Raw genomic sequence first — 15,475 nt, 5'->3', positions numbered from 1 at the left:
TGCCTCCGAGGTGCGGACGTCGTGGTTTCTATAGGCTGACCAGGTGGTGACCAGGGACGACCGTACTGACGGGGAGACGCGGGGTGAGCGGGTGCCCCCGGCGGACCTCCAGGCGTTCGCCGTCCAGCTCCGCCGGATGAACGGCGAGGTGAACCGGCTGGTGCACACCTTCGCCGCCGCCCAGGGCCTCCATCCGACGGATGTGCAGGCGCTCGGCGCGATCCTCGACGCCGACGAGCCGATGACACCGGGGCGGCTGCGGGAGCACCTGGGGCTGACCTCCGGGGCGGTGACGGCGTGCGTGGACCGGCTGGAGCGCGCCGGGCACATCCGCCGGTCGCGGGAGAGCACCGACCGGCGGGTCGTCCACCTGCACTACGAGGCGGGCGCCCGCGCCGCCGCCCGCGCCTTCTTCCTGCCGCTCGCCACGGCGGCGGAGGCGGCGACCGCGCGGTTCGCCCCGGAGGAGCTGGACGCGGCGCTGCGCTTCCTGACCGCCCTCAACGAGGAGCTCGGCCGGGACGGCGCCCGCTGAGCTGATGGCCCGCTGAGCCGACGAGCCACTGAGCCGATGGGCTGATGGCCCGCCGAGCCGCTGGGCTGATGGGCTGATGGGCCGCTGAGCGGCTGCGCGTTCCCGCGGTCGGCCGGCCGGTCGACCGGCCGCGCATCCGTGTGGCTGAGCGTCGCGGAATACCCCGCACGGCGTCGGTGTGCCGAGGACCGCCGGGGGCATGTTGGAGCCTGCGCTCCCGTCCTCCGGTCCCGGCACGCCGGTGACGGATGACCCCGCCCGCCATATATCTCAATCATTAAGATAGTTTTCTGTCGAGATTGATCCCCCGATCGGTCGAACAGAGCCCCGTTCCCCCGCAGGAGAGCCATGTCCTCCTCCACCGTCCTCGCGCGGCGCCTGCTGCCCGCGCTCCTCATCGCCGTCTGGCTCGCCGTCGGCGGCGGCCTCGGCCCGTACGCCGGGAAGCTCGGCGAGGTCGCCACCAACGACCAGGCCGCCTTCCTCCCGGACGACGCCGAGTCGACCCGCGTCCTCGACGCCCAGGCCGACTTCCGCCAGGAGGAGTCCCTACCGCTCGTCGTCGTGTGGACCGCCGACGACGGCGGCCGTCTCGACCCCGCCGCGCGGGAGGCCGCCACCCGGCAGCTGGCCTCGCTGGCCGGCACGGAGGGCCTGGTCGGCGCCCCCTCACCCGCCCTGCCGTCCGAGGACGGCGAGGCGCTCCAGGGCGTGCTCCGGCTGGCCCCCGACCTCGGCGACGAGCTGGAGGGCGTGCTGGACCGCGTGACGGCCGCCGCCGAGGAGGTATCCGGCACGCGGGTGTACCTGGCGGGCCCGGCGGCCACGCAGGCCGACCTCAAGGACGCCTTCGCGGGCATCGACGGGCTGCTGCTCGGTGTGGCCCTCACCACGGTGCTGCTGATCCTGCTCCTGGTCTACCGGAGCGTGCTGCTGCCGTTCATGGTCATCCTGACCGCGGTCTTCGCTCTGGGCCTGGCGTGCGCGGTGGTGTACGCCCTGGCCGACGCGGACGTGGTGCGGGTGGACGGCCAGGTGCAGGGCATCCTGTTCATCCTGGTCATCGGCGCCGCCACCGACTACGCGCTGCTGCTCGCCGCCCGGTTCCGGGAGGAACTCGGCCGGAACGAGGACCGGTACGCCGCGATGCGGTCGGCGCTGCGCCAGTCCTTCGGGCCGATCGTCGCGAGCGCCGCCACGGTCGCGCTCGGCCTGCTCGCCCTGCTGCTCAGCGACCTGACGAACAACCGGGCGCTCGGCCCCGTCGGGGCGATCGGCATCGTGTGCGCCGTCCTCGGCGCGCTCACCTTCCTCCCGGCCGTCCTGGTGCTGCTGGGCCGGACCGCCTACTGGCCGGCCAGGCCGAAGCCGGCCACCGACGGCGCCGGGCACGGGGTGTGGACCAAGGTGGCCGCGCTCGTCGACCGGGCGCCGCGCCGCGTGTGGGCGGTGACGCTCGCCGCGCTGGTGGCGTGCGCGGCGTTCGCGCCGACGCTCACCGCGCGGGGCGTGCCGCTGGACGAGATCTTCGTGAACGACGCGCCGTCCGTCACCGCGGGCAAGGTCCTCGCCGAGCACTTCCCCGGCGGCTCCGGCAACCCGGCCGTGATCATCACGGACGCCTCGGCGCTGCCCGCCGTGGCGAAGGCAGCCGAGGAGACCGACGGGGTCGCCTCGGTCGTGCCGGTCACCGCCTCCGGGCGGCCCGGCGGCGGCCCGCCGCTGGTGGTCGACGGCCGGGCGCAGCTCAGCGCCACCCTGGAGGCCGCGCCGGACAGCGACGCCGCCAAGGAGACGCTGGTGAGGCTGCGGGACGCCGTGCACGCCGTACCGGACGCGGACGCGCTGGTCGGCGGGTACACCGCGCAGCAGTACGACACCCAGCGCACCTCCGAGCGGGACCGGATGGTCATCGTGCCGGTCGTCCTGGTCCTGATCCTGCTGATCCTGGTGGGGCTGCTGCGCTCGCTGCTGCTGCCGGTGCTGCTGGTGGCGACGGTGGCGCTGAACTTCCTGGCGACGCTGGGCGTCTCCGCGCTGGTCTTCGAGAAGCTGCTCGGGTTCACCGGCACGGACGCGTCGGTGCCGCTGTACGGCTTCGTCTTCCTGGTCGCGCTCGGCGTGGACTACAACATCTTCCTGATGTCGCGGGTGCGGGAGGAGACCTTCCTCCACGGCACCCGGGAGGGCGTGCTGCGGGGGCTCACCGCGACCGGCGGGGTGATCACGTCGGCGGGTGTGGTGCTGGCCGCGACGTTCGCCGCGCTCGCGGTGATCCCGCTGGCGTTCCTGCTCCAGATCGCGTTCATCGTCGCCTTCGGCGTGCTCCTCGACACGCTGGTCGTCCGGTCGCTGCTCGTGCCCGCGCTGGTACGGGACATCGGCCCGGTGTCGTGGTGGCCCAGCTCCCTCAGAACACGGACAGGCCCGTCAGGGTCGTGAACCGGTCGAGCGCGGCGACCCCGGCGACGGAGTTGCCGCGCTCGTCCAGTCCGGGGCTCCACACGCACAGCGTGCAGCGCCCCGGCACGACGGCGACGATGCCCCCGCCGACCCCGCTCTTGCCGGGCAGCCCCACCCGGTACGCGAAGTCCCCGGCCGCGTCGTAGGTCCCGCAGGTCAGCATCACGGCGTTGACCTGCTTGGCCTGGCTGCGGGTGAGCAGGGACGAGCCGTCGGCGCGGATGCCGTGCCGGGCGAGGAACCCGGCGGCCAGCGCCAGGTCGGCGCAGGAGGTCTCGAGCGAGCACTGGCGGAAGTACTGCTCCAGCAGCTCGGGCACGGGGGTGCGGATGTTGCCGTACGAGGCCATGAAGTGGGCCAGGGCCGCGTTGCGGTCCCCGTGGGCGGCCTCCGACGCGGCGACCGCGAGGTCGAAGTCGAGCTCCTGCCGGCCGCTCTCGGCGCGCAGGAACGCCCGCAGCGTGCCGGAGGCGTCGCCGGTCAGGGCGTGCAGCCGGTCGGTGACGACGAGGGCGCCCGCGTTGATGAACGGGTTGCGGGGGATGCCGTTCTCGTACTCGAGCTGGACCAGGGAGTTGAAGGGGTTGCCCGACGGCTCGCGGCCCACGTGCTCCCACAGCGCCTCGCCCTCCAGGGCGAGGGTGAGGGCGAGCGTGAACGCCTTGGTGATGGACTGCGCGGAGAACGGGTGCCGCCAGTCCCCCACCCCGTAGACGGTGCCGTCGGGCTCCGCGACCGCCATGCCGAACCGGCTGGTGTCGGCCTCGGCGAGCGCCGGGATGTAGTCCGCCGGGCGGCCCCGGCCCGGTCGGGCGGCGATGTCGGCCGCGATCTGGTCGAGGACGGGCTGGAAGGCGGGGGCCACGGCGCTGCTCACTCCGGCGGTACGGGTACGGGGACGGGGCGGGGCGGACGGGGGCGTTCCGCGCCGCCCCCATTGTGCGCCCCCGGCCGGTGCGCGGGGTCCCGGGGGCCGGTCTCCCCCACCGTCCGGCCGCCCCGTGCGGCAGGGCGGGGCCGGGCGCGCGGCGGCAGCGTGCGGCGGTGTCCGGTCAGGCGGTGGGCCCGCCGGCGGACAGCAGCGCGGGGAGCACCCGGTCCGGGGTGAGCGGCAGTTCGCGGAAGCGGACGCCGGTCGCGTGGTGGACGGCGTTGCCGATGGCCGCCGCCGCGCCCGTGGTGCCGATCTCCCCGACGCCCTTGCTGCCCATGGGGTTGAGCAGGGTGTCGTCCTCGTCGATCCAGTGGGCCTCGATGTCCGGGACGTCGGCGTGGGCGGGCACGTGGTAGGAGGCGAGGTCGCACTCGGTGAAGTCCCCGTGGGCGGCGTCCATGGTGCTGTGCTCGGTGAGCGCCATGCCGAGGCCCATGACCATGCCGCCGACGAGCTGGGAGCGGGCCGTGCGCGCGTTGAGGACCCGCCCGACGGCGAAGACGCCCAGCATGCGGCGGACGCGCACCTCCCCGGTGACGGTGTCCACCCGCACCTCGGCGAACTGGGCGCCGAAGGCGTGGCGGGCGTACGGGGGTGTGCGGCGGGCCTCGTCGGCGGTGTCGGCGGTGGCGGTCAGCCCGCCGTCGGGCAGCGGCCCCGCGTGCCGGGCGACCGTCCGGGTCAGCGCCTCGCACGCCCGGTGCACCGCCCAGCCCCAGGAGGCGGTGCCGGAGGAGCCGCCGGCGAGCGGGGCGCGCGGCAGGCGGGTGCTGCCGATCTCGATGCGTACGGCCTCCAGCGGCACGGCGAGCGCGGCGGCGGCGACCTGGGCGAGGACCGTGCGGGCGCCGGTGCCGATGTCGGTGGCGTTGACGCGGACGGTGAAGGTGCCGTCGGGGTGGGCGGTGGCGCTCGCGGCGGACGGCGAGACGAGCACGGGGTAGGTGGAGGCGGCGACGCCGGTGCCGACGAGGAAGGGGCCCTCGCGGTGGGCGGCGGGGCGCGGGTCGCGCCGGTCCCAGCCGAAGCGGCGGGCGCCCTCGCGGAGGCACTCGACGAGGTGGCGGCTGCTGAAGGGGCGCCCGCTGTCGGGTTCGGTGGCGGGGTCGTTGCGCACGCGCAGGTCGACGGGGTCCATGCCGAGGGCGCCGGCCAGCTCGTCCATGGCGGACTCCAGGGCGTACATGCCGGGGGTCTCGCCGGGGGCGCGCATCCAGGAGGGGCTGGGCACGTCGAGGGGGACGACGCGGTGGGTGGTGAGGCTGTGCGGCGAGCCGTACATGACGCGGGCGGGCACGGCGGCCTGCTCCACGAACTCGTTGACGCGGGAGGTGTGGGTGGTCACCTCGTGGCTGACGGAGACGAGGGTGCCGTCGGTCTCGGCGCCCAGGCGCAGCCGGTGCAGGGTGGGCGCGCGGTGGCCGGTGACGGACGGCAGGTGGCGGCGGGGCAGGGCCAGTTTGACGGGGCGGCCGGTGTGGATGGCGGCCATCGCGGCGAGGACGACGTGCGGGCGGGGGGTGCCCTTGCCGCCGAAGCCGCCCCCGACGTGCTCGGCGACGACGGTGACGCGGTCCTCGGGCAGGTCGAAGAGGGCGGCGAGGACGGCGCGGACCGGGCCCGTGCCCTGGCAGGAGTCGTAGACGGTGAGCCGGCCGCCCGCGTAGTGGGCGGTGGCGGCGTGCGGCTCCATGGGGTGGTTGTGCAGCGGCGGCACGCGGTAGCCGGTGTCGACGCGGACCGGGGCGGAGGCGAACGCGGCGGCGGCGTCGCCGCGTTCGCGGTGGGCGGGATGGCCGCCGTTGGCCTTCTCCGGGGTGTACGCGTCGGGGTGGTCCTCGGCGAGTACGACGTCGTGCGGCTCGGGCTCGTCCCCGTGCCCGGCGCAGGTCACGCGGACGGCGGCGGCCGCCGCGCGGGCGTTCTCCGGGGTGTCGGCGACGGCGAGGGCGACGTACCAGCCGCGGTGCGGGACGGAGTCGTACTGGAGGACGTCGAGTTCGGCGTCGTCGGGCGGGGCGGCGAAGCGGGGCGCGTTGAACGGGGTGAGGACGGCGATGGCGCCCGGCTGGGCCATGGCGTCGGTGATGTCGACGCCGGTGAGCCGGCCGCAGGCGACGCCCGCCGGGACGGGCCAGGCGTAGGCGCAGCCGGGCGGGGTGTGCTCGGCGGCGTACCGGGCGGCGCCGGTGACCTTGGCCCGGCCCTCGACGCGCTCGGCGGGGGTGCCGAGGAGGTGCGGGGTGGCGGTGGCGGCCATGGGTGCTCCGGGGGTCGGTCGGGGCGGGGGGCGGTTCGGAGGAGCGGGGGCGGTCGGAGGTGCGGGGAGGGTCGGGAAGGGCGCAGTCTCGGGAGGGGCTGGGGCGGTCAGGAGGGGCGGGGGGCGCCGGCGAGGCCGGCGATGACGTCCGCGGCGAGCCGGTGGGCGAGGGGGACCTTGTACGCGTTGTCGCGGAGCGGCTCCGCGGCGTCCAGTTCGGCGGCGAGGGCGCGGGAGACGTGCGCGGCGGTGGGCGGGGCGCCCCGCAGGGCCTCCTCGGCGCGGCGGGCGCGCCACGGCCGGTGCGCGAGCCCGCCGAAGGCCAGGCCCAGCCGGCGGACGGTGCCGTCGGCGGCGAGGTCGAGGACGGCGGCGACGGAGACGAGGGCGAAGGCGTAGGAGGCGCGGTCGCGGGCCTTGCGGTACGCGGAGGGCAGCCCGGCGGTGGCGGCGGGCAGGGTCACGGCGGTGACGAGTTCGCCGGGCGCCACGACGGTGTCCCGCTCGGGGCGGTCGCCGGGGAGCCGGTGGAACTCGGCCGCGGGCACGGAGCGTTCGCCGTCCGGGCCGGCCAGCTCGACGTCGGCGTCGAGGGCGGCGAGGGCGACGGCGAGGTCCGAGGGGTGGGTGGCGATGCACCGGGCGGAGTGGCCGAGGACGGCGTGGTCGCGGTGGACGCCGTCGCGGGCGCCGCAGCCGCTGCCGGGGGCGCGCTTGCCGCAGGGCTTGGTGAGGTCCTGGAAGTAGGGGCAGCGGGTGCGCTGGAGGAGGTTGCCGCCGGTGGTGGCCGTGTTGCGGAGCTGGGCGGAGGCGCCGGAGAGCAGGGCGCGGGAGACGGCGGGGTAGCGGGCCCGTACCAGGGGGTGCGCGGCGAGGTCGCTGTTGCGGACGGTGGCGCCCGCGCGCAGCCCGCCGTCGGGCAGCTCCTCGACGGTGTCGAGCGGCAGGCGGGTGATGTCGACGAGGGTGTCGGGGGTCTCGACGCCCAGCTTCATCAGGTCGACCAGGTTGGTGCCGCCGGCGAGGTAGCGGGCGCCGGGGCGGCCGGCGTGGGCGGCCGTCGCCTCCTCGACGGTGCGGGCGCGGACGTACGCGAAGGGCTTCACCGGATCACGTCCTCCACGGCCCGCACGATGTTCGGGTAGGCGCCGCAGCGGCACAGGTTGCCGCTCATCCGCTCGCGGATCTCGTCCGGGGTGAGCGCGGCGGGCCCCTGGGCGGGCGGCGTGTCCGGGTCGGTGGCGAGCGAGGGGTGCCCGGCGGCGGCCTCGCCGAGCATGCCGAGCGCGGAGCAGAGCTGGCCGGGGGTGCAGTAGCCGCACTGGAAGGCGTCGCGGTCCAGGAAGGCCCGCTGGAGCGGGTGGAGCCGTTCGCCGCCGTCCTTGGCGATGCCCTCGACGGTGGTGACGTCGCTGCCGTCGAGGGTGACCGCGAGGAGCAGGCAGGCGTTGGCGCGGCGCCCGTCCACGAGGACGGTGCAGGCACCGCACTGGCCGTGGTCGCAGCCCTTCTTGGCGCCGGTGAGGCCGAGGGCTTCCCGCAGCGCGTCGAGGAGGGTGGTGCGGTGGTCGACGGTGAGCCGGCGCGGCTCGCCGTTCACCCGGAGGGCGACCTCGGAGTGGTACACGTCGGGCGGGGGCGTCGTCGGCTGCACGGGTGCGGGGCCTTTCGGTGGGCGGTGGGACGGGGCGCGCGCCGGGGGCGTCAGCCGCCGCGCCGGTCGCCGGGGCCGCCCTCGGCGCCGGTGCCGGCCTCGGTGTCGATGTCGGTGTCGGTGTCGGTGCCGCCCAGGTATCCCCGGTCGCCCTCGCCTTCCTCGTCGGGCTCCGGTACGAGGTGGACGGCGGCCTCCTCGGCGGACGCGGCGCCGCCGTCGACGCCCACGTCCCGGCCGACGACGTCCTTCTCCGTGTCGCTGCGGACGCCCTCGTCCGGGGCGACGAGCCGGCCGGACCGGTGGCGGCCGACCTGTTCGTCCATCGGCTCTCCCATGCCGCCGGGCAGGTCGCCGATGCCGTCGGACGCCTCGGGGTCGCCGACGCGCTGGGTGGGATCGGGGACCTCGCGGGCCAGGCGCCGGTCGAGGGACTCGCCCTCGCGCTGCTCGCGGGCGGTGGTGCCGACGTCGTCGGCGGCCAGGGGCCGCTCCGGGGGCGAGTAGCCCTCGTCGTAGGGGTCGGCGGCGCGGTCGGAGAGGGTGTCCTCGTCGTCGAGGATGCCGTGGTCCTCGCGGATCTCGCGGTCGTCGGTGGGGTCGGGCTGGTAGACCTCGTCGCCCATCGTTCCTTCGGTTCCCATGCTGGCTCCCGGTCTGCTGCGGTCTCGCCTGCTCCGCGTATCCAGCCTGGACCAGGTCACACCTCCCGGCACCCGCGCACGGTGCAAACGGGGCGCGGGGGGCACGGGAAGCCGGGCGCGAGGCATGGGCACGGGGCACGGGACGCGGGGTACGGGGGCGGCACCCGGCGGCATCCGGGGCGGCGGGCGGGACGGCCCGGGGGCGCGGCATCAGGCGCCGGGCGCGGGCCGGGGCGCGAGGGGCCGGGGACACCGGGACGCCGAGCGGCCCGCCGTGCGGGGGTGCACGGCGGGCCGCTCGGTGGTGCGGGCTCGGCCGGGCGGGCCGGCCGGGCGCCGGGGTCAGCGCTTGAAGGCGTCCTTCGCCTTCTGGCCGGCCTCCCGGAGGTCGCCCTTGGCGCGCTCGGCGCGGCCCTCGTCCTCCATGCTCCGGTCGCCGACGGCGCGGCCCACGGTCTCCTTGACGGTGCCCTTGGCCTGCTCGGCCTTGGCGGAGGTCTTGCGCTTCGCGGACATGGTGCGTCCTCCCTCGCTGTAGGTCGTTCCCCCACGACGCTGCGCCTGCCCCGCGCCGATCCGGGCAAACCCGCACCGACCGCCCGCGACCGGCGCCCGGCCGGTCAGCGCACCCCTTCCTGGGTCCGGCGCACGCACTCGGCGACCACCGCCCGCAGCGTGCCGTGGCGGCGCAGCAGCCGCCGCTGGACGCGGGCCCCGTTCCCGCAGCTCAGCAGGTCGTCGAGGGCCTTGCGAGCGTGCGCGTGGTCGCCGTTGTCCTCCAGCGCCGCCTCGACGTGCCGGAACAGCGCCTGCACGACGTGCTCGGCGGGGGCGGGCCGCATGGTGTGCGGGTCGATCAGCTCGTCGTCGAGCCCGGAGCGGGCGGCCCGCCACGCGGCGGCCCGCAGCAGCCCGATGGCGTGGTCCACCGGCGGGTGGCCCTCCCGCCACTGCCGGGCGGCCGTGTCCACCAGGGCGCGGGCCAGGGTGGCCACGAGGACGGTCGTCGAGGCGTCCAGGCACACGTCGGCGGCGCGGATCTCGACGGTCGGGTAGTGGCGGGACAACCGGGCGTCGTAGTAGACCATGCCCTCGTCCTGGAGGACGCCCGTGGCGAGGAGTTCGCGCACCTGCTCGCGGTACCGGTCGGGGGACCCGAACAGCTCCACGGGCCCGACGGTCGGCCAACGGCCCCACACACGGCTGCGGTAGCTGTGGTAGCCGCTGTCCTTGCCGTGCCAGAAGGGCGAGTTGGCGCTCAGCGCGACCAGGACCGACAGCCAGGGCCGTATCCGGTCGAGCACCGCGACGCCCTCCTCGTCGGAGGCGACCGACACATGGACGTGGCAGCCGCAGGTGAGCTGTTCGAGGGCGGTCAGCCCGTAGTGCTCCTCGATCCACCGGTAGCGCCTGCCCTCGGCGATGGCGGGCCCGACCGGGAGCGGCGAGGTGGCCAGCGCCACGGCGGCGGCGCCCGCCTCCGCGGCGAGCCGGGCCGCGCCGCTGCGGCACCGCTCGATCTCGTCGGCGACCTCGGCCATGCTGGTGCGGGGCTCGGTCCCGAACTCCAGCTGCTGGCCGTGCAATTCCCTGGTGTACGCGTGGTCCCGCCCCTGGTAGTGCCTGGCGGCGATGGCCAGCACCTCCTCGGAGAGGGCGCGCGGCTGACCCGTTCGCGGGTCCACGAGGAGGAGTTCCTCCTCCACTCCGACGCTGCGCAAAAGAACCCGCCTTTCCGATCGCATCCTGCTGGACAACTGACGGAACCGCCGGACTTGCCGTACGTGCCGGGCCGTCCATCATCCACGCTGCGGAGAGGGCACGCACAGGCCCCGGGGGCCGGTCGCGGGGATCTGGCGGGTTCCCACCGCCCCAGGCCGGACGGCGACCGTGCCGCCCGCGCGCGCCACCCGGCGCACGCCCCCGGCACCGTGCTCCCGCGCGGCACGGCGCGACGGGGGCGCGGTGAGGGCGCGCCGGAGCGCGGCCGGGCGGGTGGAGGGGCGGGCGGCCGGTTCCGGCCGCCCGTGCGGGGCGAGAATCCCGGGGCGCCGTGGAGGGGGCGCGTGCCAGAATCCCGCGCATGCCGATTCGCTACCCGCGCCCCCTGCGTCCCGGTGACCGCGTCGCCGTCACCTCCCCGTCGAGCGGAGTCCCCGAGGCGCTGCGCGCGCGGCTCGACACGGCCGTGCGGGCGGTGGAGGCGCGCGGCTACGAGGTGGTGGTGGGCGACTGCATGGACGGCGCCGGGCATGTGAGCGCCCCGGCCGCCGCCCGCGCCGCCGAGCTGACGCGGATGCTCACCGACCCGGACGTGCGGGCGGTCGTACCGCCGTGGGGCGGCGAGACGGCGATCGACCTGGTGCCGCTGCTCGACTGGGACCGACTGCGGGAGGCCGAACCCACCTGGCTCGTCGGCTGGTCGGACATGTCCACCCTGCTGACGCCGCTGACGCTGCTCACCGGCACGGCCACGCTCCACGGCAACAACCTGATGGACACCCCGTACCGGACGCCGGAGGGGCTGCTGTCCTGGCTGGACGTCGTGACGGTGCCGGAGGGCGGCTCCTTCACGCAGACCCCGCCGGGCCGCCACCGCTCCTCCGGCTGGGACGACTGGGCCGCCGACCCGCACGTGGACACGATGGTGCTGGACACCGCCGGGACGTGGCGGCGGCTCGACGGCCCGGGCGACGTGGACGTGCGGGGCCGGCTGGTCGGCGGCTGCGTCGAGACGCTGCACCACGTGGTGGGGAGCCCGTACGGCGACGTGCCCGCCTTCGCCCGCGCCCACGCGCCGGAGGGGCTGATCGTGTACGTGGAGGCCGGCGAGGACGACGCGTTCGCCATCTGCCGCGCCCTGCACGGGATGCGGCTCGCCGGGTTCTTCGACGCGGCGAGCGCCGTGCTGGTCGGCCGTACGGCGGCGCCGGGCCGGCCGTCCCTGTCCCAGGACGAGGCGGTGCTCGACGCGCTGGGCACGCTGGGCGTGCCGCTGATCGCGGACGTGGAGTGCGGCCACGTGCCGCCGTACCTGCCGCTCGTCAACGGCGCCCGCGCCCGCGTGGTCCACACCGCGACCCGGAGCGAGCTGACGCAGACCCTGGACTGAGCGGCGGCTGTCCGGCCGGGCGGGGGCCGGGGCCGCGGCCCGGACCGTCAGACGACCGCCCCGTCGCGGGCGGGGGCTGCGCCGCGGGCGGCGCTCCCGCCGCGGGCGGGGTCCTCGTCGCGGGCGGGGTCCTCGTCGCGGCCGGCCCCGGGCCGGCCGGCGTCCGCGCCGTGCGCTGTGTCCCCGTCGTGGTGGATCGGGGTGCGGGCGCCGGTCAGGGGGGCTCCGCCGCCGCCCCGGAGCACGGCGACGATCTCGGCGGCGATGGACACCGCCGTCTCCTCCGGGGTGCGGGCGCCCAGGTCGAGGCCGATCGGCGAGTGGAGCCGGTCCAGCTCGCGGTCGGTGAGCCCCGCCTCGCGCAGCCGGCGGACGCGGTCCTCGTGGGTCCTGCGGGACCCCATGGCGCCCACGTAGGCGACCGGCAGGCGCAGGGCGCGCCGCAGCAGGGGGACGTCGAACCGGGGGTCGTGCGTGAGGACGCACAGCACGGTGCGGGGGTCCACCTCGGTCGCGTCCAGATAGGCGTGCGGCCAGGCCACCACCACCTCGTCGGCACCGGGGAAGCGGCTCGCGGTCGCGAAGACCGGACGGGCGTCGCAGACGGTCACCCGGTAGCCGAGGAACCCGCCGACCCGGACCAGCGCGGACGCGAAGTCGACGGCGCCGAACACGATCATGCGGGGCGGCGGGACGCTGGACTCGACCAGCAGGGTGACGGGCCGGCCGCACCGGGCTCCCTCGGCGCCGACGGTGACCGTGCCGGTGCGTCCGGCGTCCAGCAGGGCGCGGGCCTCGGCCGCGGCGGTCCGGTCCAGTTCGGGCCGGCCGCCGAGGCCGCCCTCGTACGTGCCGTCGGGCCGTACGAGGAGGGGGCGGCCCCTGGTCTCCGGCGGGCCGTCCACGACGCGGACCAGGGCGGCGGCCCGCCCGGCGGCGGCCTGCGCGAGCGCGGCCCGGTAGACGCCGCCGCGCACCGGGGTGACCAGGACGTCGATGGTCCCGCCGCAGGTGAGGCCCGCGGCGAAGGCGTCCTCGTCGCTGGGGGCGAAGCGTTCGACGACGGTACGGCCATCCTCGACCGCCTGCCGGCACAGCTCGTAGACGGCCCCCTCCACGCAGCCGCCGGAGACCGACCCGACGGCGGTGCCGTCGCGGTCGACGGCGAGCGCGGCGCCGGGCGGCCGGGGAGCGCTGCCGGTGACGGAGACGACGGTGGCGACGGCGAAGTCCCGCCCCTGCTCGGCCCACCGGGCGAGTTCGTCGGCGATGTCCAGCATGGCGGCCTCCTTGAGGGGGTCGGGGTCGGGGGGTTCGGGCCGGGGGGCGGGGCGGCCCGGTGGGGCCCCGGGGACGCGGTCGGCCCGGTGGACCCTGGGGCAGCCCGGGGCTCGGGGCTCGGGCCGGACGTCCTGTCCCGGACTCGGGCCGGACTCGGGCGGGGGGCGGGCCGGGCCCGGGGGGAGGTGGCTCGGGGACGTGGCTCGGGGGTCGGGCTCGGGGGGCGGAGGGCGGAGTGCAAGGCCGGGGGTCGGGGACGTGGCTCGGGGGTCGGGGACTGGCTCGGCTGCGGGACACGGGCGGGGCGCGGGCGGGGTGCCCCGTGCCGGTTACCCCGGAGAGCCGGGGACCCCGCATCCGCGCTCGGGGGCGGCGCCGACGGGCCCCGTGGAGTCCGGGGCCGCCCGGCGGGGCCCGCCAGGTCAGCATGGCACCCGGGCCGCGCCCCGGCCTTCGCGCGCGGCCCCGGCCCGCGCGCCGGGGGCCACACGGCCCGCCGGGCGGCCCCCGGAAGCCGAGCCGGAGGGCGCCGTGCGGGCACCCCCGCCGGGTCCGGCACCCCGCCGTGCTCCGCACGCCGCGGTCGCCGGAGCCCCGAAGCGGTTGGCTGACGACACCCGGTGTCTTGTAGATTCGAACGAACGTGAGAGGCGACCACCTCTTCGTTTTCCCCCGGGAACGGTGACGCGGGTCACCGGTCCCGTCGAGACACCACGAGTAAGGATCGGCGGCGACGACATGCGGCTGCGCGCACTGCTGGAGACCGACGCGCTGGGGCTGCGGCTGCTCGGCGGCGGGGACCAGCTCGACCGCCCCGTGCGCGGGGTCATGACGACGGACCTCAGGGACCCCAGCCGCTACCTGTCCGGCGGTGAGCTGGTCCTCACCGGCCTGGCGTGGCGGCGCGACGCGGCGGACTCCGAGCCCTTCGTACGGATCCTGACCGCCGCCGGGGTGGCGGGGCTGGCGGCCGGGGAGGCCGAGCTGGGCGCCGTGCCGGAGGACCTCGTACAGGCGTGTTCCCGCCACCGGCTGCCCCTCTTCGCCGTGCACGAGTCCGTCGCGTTCGCAACGATCACCGAGCATGTCGTTCGACAGGTGTCCGGCGAGCGCGCCGGGGACCTCGCGGCGGTCGTGGACCGGCACCGGCGGCTGATGACGTCCGGTCCCGCGGGCGGCGGTCCCGAGGCCGTCCTGGACCTGCTCGGCACGGACCTGGACCTGCGCGCCTGGGTGCTGTCGCCGACGGGGCGGCGCGTCGCGGGGTCGGCGCCGCTGCCCGCCCGGACGGCCGCCGCGCTGGCCGGTGAGCACCTGGCGGCGACGCGCGCCGGGCGGCGCGGCCCGCACCGGGCGCAGGTGGCGGGGACGGCGTACTCGCTGTTCCCGATCCGCAACACCGGGCGGGGTGCCGCCCCGGCGGTGCGGGACGTGCGCGAGACGGTGCTGGCGGAGTGGCTGCTCGCCGTGGAGGCGGACGCGGCCGACTGGCCGGCGGCGCGGCTGGACCTCCTCCAGGGCGTGACGCAGCTCATCGCCGTGGAGCGGGACCGCCGGGACGCCGCCCGTACGGTGCGGCGGCGGCTCGCCCAGGAGGTGCTGGAACTGGTGCAGACGGGCGCCGCGCCCGCCGAGGTCGCCGCGCGGCTGCGGGTGGCCGCGCCGGTGCTGCTGCCGGGGCTCGGCACGGCGCCGCACTGGCAGATCGTGGTGGCCCGCGTGGAGTGGGACGGCGACGGCGCGGTCGAGGCGGGACCGGCCGCGCAGGCGCTGCTGGAGGAGGTGCTGGTCGACCCGGCGGCGATGGACGCGGACCCGGGCGACCGGATCGCCGTGGCGCACTCCGGGGACGAGGCCGTCGCGCTGGTGGCGCTGCCCGCCGTCGCGGCGGCGCCCTCGGCGGGGAGCGGCGCCGGTGCGGGCGGTGCGGAGGCCGCCGGTGGGCACGCGGCCGAGGCGGCCGGGGCGACTCCGGCAGCCGAGGCGGCGGAGGCGGTCGGGGCCGGTGGGTCCCGCGGTGGTGCCGGAACGGGGGCGGGCGGGGACGCCGATGCCGGGGCGGGCGGGGCCGGCGCCCCCGCGGCCGCCGGCGGGCCGGGGCTCGACGCGGAGCGGCTGCTGGCCGCCGTACGGGCCCCGCTCTCGGCCGGCCTCGGCGACGACGGACGCCTCACGCTGGGCGTCAGCGCGCCCGTGCACTCGGCGGAGGGACTGCGCGGCGCGCTGGAGGAGGCCCGGCACGCCCGCCGGGTCGCCGCGGCCCGCCCCGGACGGGTCTGCGCGGCCGGCCACGACGAGCTGGCCTCGCACGTGCTGCTGCTGCCGTTCGTCCCGGACGACGTGCGGCGCGCGTTCACGGCCCGGCTGCTGGACCCGCTGCGGGACTACGACCGGCGCCACCGGGCGGAGCTGATCCCCACCCTGGAGGCGTTCCTCGACTGCGACGGCTCGTGGACCCGCTGCGCGTCCCGGCTGCACCTGCACGTCAACACGCTGCGGTACCGGGTGGGCCGCATCGAGCAGCTGACCGGCCGCGACCTGTCCCGGCTGGAGGACAAGCTCGACTTCTTCCTGGCACTGCGCATGTCCTGA

The 15,475-nt window shown here is 77.1% G+C and carries 12 protein-coding genes; 4 read left to right on the top strand and 8 right to left on the bottom strand.

From position 1 onward, the window contains the following. The first annotated feature begins 43 nt into the window (after positions 1–43). Both CP974_RS25415 and CP974_RS25410 read left to right on the top strand, forming a co-directional pair. A complete protein-coding gene (locus tag CP974_RS25415; protein ID WP_051839978.1) occupies positions 44–535 on the top strand; it encodes a MarR family winged helix-turn-helix transcriptional regulator in 492 nt (163 codons plus the stop codon). A gap of 348 nt (positions 536–883) precedes the next feature. Beyond that, positions 884–2,977, top strand: coding sequence for an MMPL family transporter (locus CP974_RS25410; protein ID WP_031135879.1), 2,094 nt, complete (start codon positions 884–886; stop codon positions 2,975–2,977). On the opposite strand, the gene CP974_RS25405 is transcribed toward CP974_RS25410, so the two are convergent. The 7 genes from CP974_RS25405 to CP974_RS25375 all read right to left on the bottom strand — a co-directional run bounded on the left by CP974_RS25405 (position 2,946) and on the right by CP974_RS25375 (position 10,211). After that, positions 2,946–3,875: a glutaminase gene (locus CP974_RS25405; RefSeq protein ID WP_031135877.1), complete on the bottom strand. Its 930-nt coding sequence runs from the start codon at positions 3,873–3,875 to the stop codon at positions 2,946–2,948. The genes CP974_RS25410 and CP974_RS25405 overlap by 32 nt on opposite strands. A gap of 175 nt (positions 3,876–4,050) precedes the next feature. Beyond that, positions 4,051–6,192 carry a xanthine dehydrogenase family protein molybdopterin-binding subunit gene (locus tag CP974_RS25400; protein ID WP_037939407.1) on the bottom strand — a complete coding sequence of 714 codons (2,142 nt, stop codon included), beginning with the start codon at positions 6,190–6,192 and terminating at the stop codon, positions 4,051–4,053. Positions 6,193–6,299: 107 nt separating this feature from the next. Then, positions 6,300–7,298 carry an FAD binding domain-containing protein gene (locus CP974_RS25395; RefSeq protein ID WP_031135752.1) on the bottom strand — a complete coding sequence of 333 codons (999 nt, stop codon included), beginning with the start codon at positions 7,296–7,298 and terminating at the stop codon, positions 6,300–6,302. Next, positions 7,295–7,846, bottom strand: a complete 552-nt coding sequence (locus CP974_RS25390; protein ID WP_031135750.1) for a 2Fe-2S iron-sulfur cluster-binding protein — start codon at positions 7,844–7,846, stop codon at positions 7,295–7,297. The genes CP974_RS25395 and CP974_RS25390 overlap by 4 nt, the downstream gene beginning before the upstream one ends. Before the next feature lie 50 nt (positions 7,847–7,896). Further along, positions 7,897–8,490, bottom strand: coding sequence for a DUF5709 domain-containing protein (locus CP974_RS25385; RefSeq protein ID WP_219808164.1), 594 nt, complete (start codon positions 8,488–8,490; stop codon positions 7,897–7,899). A gap of 342 nt (positions 8,491–8,832) precedes the next feature. Further along, positions 8,833–9,006, bottom strand: coding sequence for a CsbD family protein (locus CP974_RS25380; protein WP_031135746.1), 174 nt, complete (start codon positions 9,004–9,006; stop codon positions 8,833–8,835). A gap of 104 nt (positions 9,007–9,110) precedes the next feature. Continuing rightward, positions 9,111–10,211 (bottom strand): glutamate--cysteine ligase, encoded by a 1,101-nt coding sequence (locus tag CP974_RS25375; protein WP_037939325.1) that lies wholly within the window; start codon positions 10,209–10,211, stop codon positions 9,111–9,113. Between the two features lie 362 nt (positions 10,212–10,573). On the opposite strand from CP974_RS25375, the gene CP974_RS25370 reads away from it, so the two are divergent. Next, positions 10,574–11,602 carry a S66 family peptidase gene (locus CP974_RS25370; RefSeq protein WP_031135743.1) on the top strand — a complete coding sequence of 343 codons (1,029 nt, stop codon included), beginning with the start codon at positions 10,574–10,576 and terminating at the stop codon, positions 11,600–11,602. 47 nt (positions 11,603–11,649) lie between these two features. Here the strand turns inward: CP974_RS25370 and CP974_RS25365 are convergent, their stop codons facing one another. Further along, complete coding sequence (locus CP974_RS25365) at positions 11,650–12,882, bottom strand: XdhC family protein (protein WP_078915854.1); 1,233 nt, start codon at positions 12,880–12,882, stop codon at positions 11,650–11,652. A 739-nt stretch (positions 12,883–13,621) separates the two neighbouring features. Here CP974_RS25365 and CP974_RS25360 point away from each other — a divergent pair. Beyond that, complete coding sequence (locus tag CP974_RS25360; protein ID WP_085921488.1) at positions 13,622–15,475, top strand: PucR family transcriptional regulator ligand-binding domain-containing protein; 1,854 nt, start codon at positions 13,622–13,624, stop codon at positions 15,473–15,475.

This window comes from Streptomyces fradiae ATCC 10745 = DSM 40063, assembly GCF_008704425.1.
Lineage (GTDB): Bacteria > Actinomycetota > Actinomycetes > Streptomycetales > Streptomycetaceae > Streptomyces > Streptomyces fradiae.
The sequence above is the reverse complement of the archived record's forward strand: the minus strand, read 5'-3'. Positions and strand labels throughout refer to the sequence as shown.

Excerpts from the sequence above, each read along its gene's own strand:
- CP974_RS25370 (WP_031135743.1), top strand. The coding sequence starts at position 10,574 with ATGCCGATTCGCTACCCGCGCCCCCTGCGTCCCGGTGACCGCGTCGCC.
- CP974_RS25365 (WP_078915854.1), bottom strand. The coding sequence starts at position 12,882 with ATGCTGGACATCGCCGACGAACTCGCCCGGTGGGCCGAGCAGGGGCGG.
- CP974_RS25360 (WP_085921488.1), top strand. The coding sequence starts at position 13,622 with ATGCGGCTGCGCGCACTGCTGGAGACCGACGCGCTGGGGCTGCGGCTG.
- CP974_RS25380 (WP_031135746.1), bottom strand. The coding sequence starts at position 9,006 with ATGTCCGCGAAGCGCAAGACCTCCGCCAAGGCCGAGCAGGCCAAGGGC.
- CP974_RS25400 (WP_037939407.1), bottom strand. The coding sequence starts at position 6,192 with ATGGCCGCCACCGCCACCCCGCACCTCCTCGGCACCCCCGCCGAGCGC.
- CP974_RS25410 (WP_031135879.1), top strand. The coding sequence starts at position 884 with ATGTCCTCCTCCACCGTCCTCGCGCGGCGCCTGCTGCCCGCGCTCCTC.
- CP974_RS25385 (WP_219808164.1), bottom strand. The coding sequence starts at position 8,490 with ATGGGAACCGAAGGAACGATGGGCGACGAGGTCTACCAGCCCGACCCC.